Annotated in this window: 5 protein-coding genes; all 5 read left to right on the top strand. The window is 37.9% G+C overall.

Features of this window, described 5'->3' with window-relative positions:
• On the top strand, nucleotides 1-456 hold a 456-nt coding region (gene frr / locus H7254_RS06925), incomplete at its 5' end, for a ribosome recycling factor (RefSeq protein WP_301932278.1).
• Between the two features lie 135 nt (nucleotides 457-591).
• Nucleotides 592-1488, top strand: a complete 897-nt coding sequence (locus tag H7254_RS06920; protein ID WP_301932277.1) for a sterol desaturase family protein — start codon at nucleotides 592-594, stop codon at nucleotides 1486-1488.
• Nucleotides 1489-1514: 26 nt separating this feature from the next.
• Nucleotides 1515-2681, top strand: a complete 1167-nt coding sequence (locus H7254_RS06915; protein ID WP_301932276.1) for a hypothetical protein — start codon at nucleotides 1515-1517, stop codon at nucleotides 2679-2681.
• Nucleotides 2682-2766: 85 nt separating this feature from the next.
• Nucleotides 2767-4545: a DNA polymerase III subunit gamma/tau gene (gene dnaX / locus H7254_RS06910; protein ID WP_301932275.1), complete on the top strand. Its 1779-nt coding sequence runs from the start codon at nucleotides 2767-2769 to the stop codon at nucleotides 4543-4545.
• A gap of 79 nt (nucleotides 4546-4624) precedes the next feature.
• A complete protein-coding gene (locus H7254_RS06905; RefSeq protein WP_301932274.1) occupies nucleotides 4625-6355 on the top strand; it encodes a pyruvate dehydrogenase complex dihydrolipoamide acetyltransferase in 1731 nt (576 codons plus the stop codon).
• Nucleotides 6356-6798: the final 443 nt, after the last annotated feature.

Here is a 6798-nt window from a genome sequence, read left to right as displayed (position 1 = left end):
CCTGTAATGCTTGATGGTATTGTGGCTGATTATTATGGCAGTCCCACGCCGATTAGCCAAATTGCAAACATTATAACCCTTGATGCACGTACGATTTCTGTTACACCGTGGGAGAAAAATATGTTACAGGTAATAGAAAGAGCAATAATAGCAGCAAACATTGGCATAAATCCACAAAATGATGGTGTGGTTATTAGATTATTTTTACCACCATTAACAGAAGAAAGACGCAGGGAACTGGTAAAAAAATGTAATGGAGAGGGAGAAAATGCCAAAGTATCTATTCGCAATATTAGAAGAGATGCCATTGAACAGATAAAAAAACTTCAGAAAGACGGCGCCAGCGAAGATGAATGCAAAGATGCAGAAGCAGCGGCACAGGTTGCAACAGACAGGCACATTGTGTTAGTAGAAAAACATCTTGCAGCAAAAGAAGTTGAAATTATGGCGGTGTAGATTAGATATGAGACACAAGATTAAAGACAAAAGAAAGCGTATATTGAAAGTTAAAGAAATTTGATTATTGCCTGGGGAATTTTCTTAACCCTTTAACTCCCTGCTCGTAACAGAAAAACCCGTAACTAACTAAATATGCAATCCTCTAAGGAAACATGGTTTTTACTGCTTTCAGTGCCCATCTATATTATTTTTATAGGTGCTGAAATATTGTTGAGCAATTGGGGGGAGAAAAAATTATACACAGTAAAAGGAGTATTACAAAATGTTTACTTAACCCTAATGAATGGGTCTCTGGACCTGATTTTACGTTGGGCTTTTTATGTGAGCATACTAATGTGGACCTATGAGCAACATTTTTTTAAGATTGAAAATCCATACCTGTATTGGTTTCTACTATTCATTTTTGAAGACCTGGCATTTTATCTTGAGCATAGAATAGATCATTACTGCCGGCTTTTTTGGGCAGTTCACCTCACCCACCACTCATCGGAAGAATTTAATTTAACAACAGGCTTTCGTTCATCAGTATTACAGCCTGTTTACCGTTTTGTGTATTTTATACCTATTGCATTAATGGGTTTTCATCCACTCGATATTGTATTTATGTATTCCATCACCCAAACATATGGTATACTCGTTCACACGCAATATATTAATAAAATGCCCCGGTGGTTTGAAGCAGTTTTTGTAACGCCGGCGCACCATCGGGTACACCATGCAAGCAACATTGTTTACCTCGATAAAAATATGGGTATGTGCCTAATTATCTGGGATAGGTTGTTTGGCACGTTTCAGGATGAGTTACCGGGCGAACCTGTAAAATATGGCTTGACAAAACCATTGGATAATCCTCATAATCCGTTTAACCATGTTTTGCATGAATGGAAAGGAATGGCCAGCGACCTAAAGAAAAAGGTTTCATTTACTACCAAAATAAAATATTTGTTTATGCCTCCCGGCTGGAGCCATGACGGATCAACAAAAACTGCTGTTCAACTTAGAAAAGAACTTAAGAAATCTGCCATCTAAAGAGCTGCTTTTACTAATTTTACCACATGCAAATTTTTCCCGTTTCTTCAGCAGAAGACGAAGCTGCGTTTTACCAATTACCGCTTTCTATATATAAAAATGATGCTAACTGGATACAGCCTTTGGATAAAGATGTTGCAGAAGTTTTTGATCCCAAAAAAAATAAATCGTTTAGGCATGGCAGCCTGCAGCGCTGGATTTTAAAAAACAAAGCGTCAGAAACGATTGGTAGGATAGCAGCATTTATCAATAAAAAATACCGAAACAAAGGCGACGATGTAACCGTTGGTGGGGTTGGTTTTTTTGAATGTATTAATGAGCAGGCAGCTGCAGATTTATTATTGAACACTGCAAAAGAATGGTTGCAACAACAAGGTATGCAGGCAATGGATGGCCCTATTAATTTTGGTGAGAGAGACCGGTGGTGGGGCATGGTTACAAAAGGATTTATGGAACCACTCTACTGCATGAATTATAATCCACCTTATTATGTAACCCTGTTTGAAAACTATGGGTTTAAAATATTTTTTGAGCAGGTTTGTTTAAGCATGGATCCAAAATCGCCACTTGACAAAAAAATGTGGAACCGCCACGATGCCATAGAAGCAGATAAGGATTTTTCAGCTGCACATTTACAAAAAAATAACCTTGAGAAATATGCAAAAGATTTTGCCGTGGTGTACAATAAAGCATGGGCCGGCCATGGCGGCTTAAAAGAAATGGGTCACGAACAGGTGCTCATTATGTTTAAAAAAATGAAGCCTGTAATGGATGAAAAAATTCTTCATTACGCATATTACAAAGGGGAGCCCATTGCTATTTTTATTAATATCCCGGATCTTAACCAGTGGTTTAAATACCTAAATGGAAAATTTGGGCTGTTGCAAAAATTAAAATTTTTATGGGTAAAGCAATTCAAGAAAAACAAAAAATTTACAGGGTTGGTGTTTGGGGTAGTGCCTGAGTGGCATGGCAAAGGTGTAGATGCTTACATAATAGGTGAATCTGCTAAATATGTACAGTCTGCAGCAAGTCCTTATACAGAATATGAAATGCAGTGGATTGGCGACTTTAACCCTAAAATGCTGAACATTGCTACCGGCTTGGGCGATGTGCACCGCAGCAGGAATCTTTGCACCTACCGTTATTTATTTGACAGGAGCAAAGAATTTAAACGCCATCCAATCCTTTAGTTAAATTAGAAATTACCACCCACAATAATTAAATTCGCACAAATACTCACAACCTGCAAGCCCACACGAATAGTCATTAGCAATTATGGAAAAATTTATCGTATCGGCCAGAAAATACAGACCGCAAAATTTTACGACGGTAGTGGGGCAGGCGCATATTACAACCACATTAAAAAACGCCATTAACAACAACCAGCTTGCCCATGCATTTTTATTTTGCGGGCCAAGAGGTGTTGGAAAAACAACCTGTGCCCGAATACTTGCAAAAACCATTAACTGCCTCAACAAAACAGCAGATGGTGAAGCCTGCAACACCTGTAACAGTTGTGTATCGTTTGACAACGGTTCTTCTTTAAATATTCATGAGCTGGATGCAGCAAGCAATAATTCGGTAGATGATATTAGAAGCCTGGTGGACCAGGTACGTTTTGCACCACAGGCCGGCGATTATAAAGTTTATATTGTAGATGAGGTTCATATGCTAAGTGCATCTGCCTTTAATGCTTTTTTAAAAACACTGGAGGAACCTCCACCCTATGCCATTTTTATATTGGCAACAACAGAAAAACATAAAATATTACCTACCATATTAAGCCGTTGCCAAATATTCGATTTTAAGCGGATTACTACCAACGATACCGTTGAACATCTTCGGGAAATATGTGACAAAGAACATACAACTGCGGATAATGCTGCGCTTCACGTAATTGCTCAAAAAAGTGAAGGCTGTTTGAGAGATGCATTGAGTATACTGGATAAAATTGTCAGTTTTACAGGTGGCCAGTTAACCTACAGCAACACGCTTGAGCATTTAAATATACTTGACGAAGATTACTTTTTTAAGCTGTTACAATTTGCTACAGATCAAAAACTGAGTGATGCACTTTTATTGTTTGATGATATAAACCAAAAAGGATTTGAAGGAGATACATTTTTAGAAGGCTTTATAGAATTTATTAGAAACCTGCTTGTAAGTAAAGATGTAAAAGCTGCCATTTTATTGGAAGTTGCTGAAGATTTTAGGGACAAATATTTACAGGCTGCAAAAGAAATTTCGGCAAACTGGATGATTGCTGCCCTCAATACAACCCATGAAGCTGCGTTAAATTACAAACAGGCCCGCAATAAAAGATTGTGTGTGGAAATGGCATTGATTAAACTTTGCTATTTAAACCAGGCTGTAGAATTTAGTGAAGGAACAAATGAAATGCTGGTAAAAAAAAAATTAGTTGACAGCTCAAAACCTGTTTCTTTTAAAGGAATTTCTTTCATTAAAATTAAAGAAACTCCGGCTGCACCGCTGCCAGAAAAAAAGCCTGTGGTTAAAGAAGCTGCTCTTTTTATAAAAAAAGAAATACCAGCCCCTCCACCCGTGGTAATTACAAAAGAAATTATTGCACCTGTTCAAAAAAGATCAGGTTTTGGTTCGCTCGAAAAAATACGGGCAAGGTTATTACTTGAAACAAAACAGGAAGAAAGATTATTGGAATTAACGGATGCCAACCTGCTAAAAGCCTGGACAGATTATACTGAAACCCTGTTCTCCGAAAAAAAATATCCTGTTGTAACACAGTTTAAAATGGCCGTGTTAAGAATAGACAATGAATTTAATTTTACAGTTGTTACGGAAGGTGTGTTACAACAACGTTTCATTGAAATGGAGAGATCAAGTCTTATTCCATACATGCAAAAATACTTTGGTAATAAACTGCTCAAATATTCTATAGAAATTATTGAGCCGGAAGCAATGCCTGAAGATGATAAAAAAACCCTTTCATCAAAACAGCAGTATGAGTTAATGATTGTAAAATATCCATTAATAAAGGAATTAAAAGACAGACTAAGGCTTGAAATTGATTATTAAACTGAACTTAAATCAACGGGCAAAAAATATTTATTTTTTTTACATTAATTTCGAATTTCAATATTTATAAAAAACAATTATGGCAGAAGTAATAAGGATGCCGCTGCTGAGCGATACCATGACGGAAGGAAAGATTGTGGCATGGAATAAAAAAGTGGGTGATAAAGTAAAAGCTGATGATGTATTGGCTGATGTGGAAACAGACAAGGCCACGATGGAAGTAAACGGTTATGTAGATGGAACCCTTTTATACATTGGTGTACCTGAAGGTGAGGCTGCAAAAATTAACCAGATCATTGCCATTGTAGGTAAAGAAGGGGAAGATTATAAAGCATTGTTGGATGATGAGAAGGCAAAGCCGACCACGGAAGATGGACCGCAGACCACTGAGAAGACCGCTGACGATGGACAACAGACGATTAAACAGACGACGGACGATGGACAACAGACGACTAACCCACAACTCGTCCCACTTCCCGAAGGTGCAAAAGAAATTAGAATGCCTTTGTTGAGTGATACCATGACGGAAGGCAAAATTGTTGCATGGAATAAAAATGTAGGAGATATTGTGAAAGCTGATGATGTACTGGCTGATGTAGAAACGGATAAAGCAACCATGGAAGTGGTGGGCTACGAAGAAGGTACACTGTTATACATTGGTGTAGAGGCGGGACAAGCAGCAAAAATAAACCAGATCATAGCCATTGTAGGTAAAGCAGGAACTGATGTAGCTGCTTATGTAGCAGCAGAGAAAGCAATGGACAGTGCAGCAGGTACAACAGCAAGTGTTAAGACAACGGACGAAGGACAACATAGTACAAAGCAGACGACCGACAACGGACAACCGACGACTGTGGCAGCACCCCCAACAACAACCCCGCAACCAGAAACCAATAACCCACAACCCGTAAATAATACCGATGGCCGAATAAAAGCATCTCCATTGGCTAAAAAAATAGCTGCTGAAAAAGGCTTGGATATTAGTAAAATAAGTGGCACCGGCGATGGTGGTAGAATTACGAAGAGTGATATTGAAGGGTACAAAGAGAAGACCACAGACGACAGACCACAGACAACAATTGCTACGGCAAGTGCACAACCATCAACCATCAACTATCAACCATCAACTGAATCCTACACCGATGTACCACTTACACAAATGCGTAAAGTTATTGCACGCAGGTTAGGTGAGAGTATGTTTACGGCACCGCATTTTTATTTAACTATGGAGTTGAATATGGATAATGCCATGGCTGCCCGCATTGCAATAAATGAAGTGAGTCCTGTAAAGGTTTCTTTTAATGATATGATCATTAAAGCCTGTGCTGCAGCCCTTCGTTTACACCCCGATGTAAACAGCAGTTGGATGGGCGATTTTATCAGAAAAAATAACCACATACACATTGGTTCTGCATTGGCTTTGCCGGAAGGTTTAATTGTGCCGGTGATAAAATTTGCTGATCAAAAATCATTGTCGCAAATAGCAGCAGCTGCAAAGGAATTGTATGCAAAAGCAAAAGATAAAAAACTGCAGCCAAATGAATTTAGTGGCAACACATTTACCATTTCCAACCTCGGTATGATGGATATTGAAGAGTTTACGGCAATTATTAATCCGCCGGACAGTTGCATATTAGCGGTTGGAAAAATTAAAGAAACCGTTGTAAGCCGCAATGGCAAATTTGAAACAGCCAACGTAATGAAAGTTACCCTAAGTTGCGACCATAGAAGTGTAGATGGCGCTGTAGGCGCTGCATTTTTACAGACTTTAAAAAAGTTTGTGGAAAATCCGGTTACTATGTTAGTATAAATATTTATTATGAACTTTAAGAAAGTCTTTCCTGAATGGGAAAGACTTTTCTATTTTATAAATATATTTTCAGCGTTAGTAATTTTTTTTGATGGGTTACAAAACTTCAGAATTAAAAAAGGTATCCTTTTGATTACGATTATTAATGAAGATTTGTGGAGAGGAGTTTTTTTACAATAAATACAATTGATCAATGTATGATAAGTTGTAAACAACTATCATCGTCTCCTATTTATAATACTGTACAAAAGGATGATATAAAAGTATGCGCTTATAACATTGAGCTAACTGAGCCTGAAAAAATCATACTTATATACTTTCATTATTTACTGAAAGTTCAATATTAAGCCGTAATTTCATTTTATGAAACTGGATGAAGCAAAACAGCAATTTATAAACAGCTGGGGGGCATTTGGAACCCAATGGGGCATTAACCGGACGAT

Source organism: Ferruginibacter sp. (assembly GCF_014377975.1).
Taxonomy (GTDB): Bacteria; Bacteroidota; Bacteroidia; order Chitinophagales; family Chitinophagaceae; genus Ferruginibacter.
This window is presented reverse-complemented; position numbering and strand designations above follow the sequence as displayed.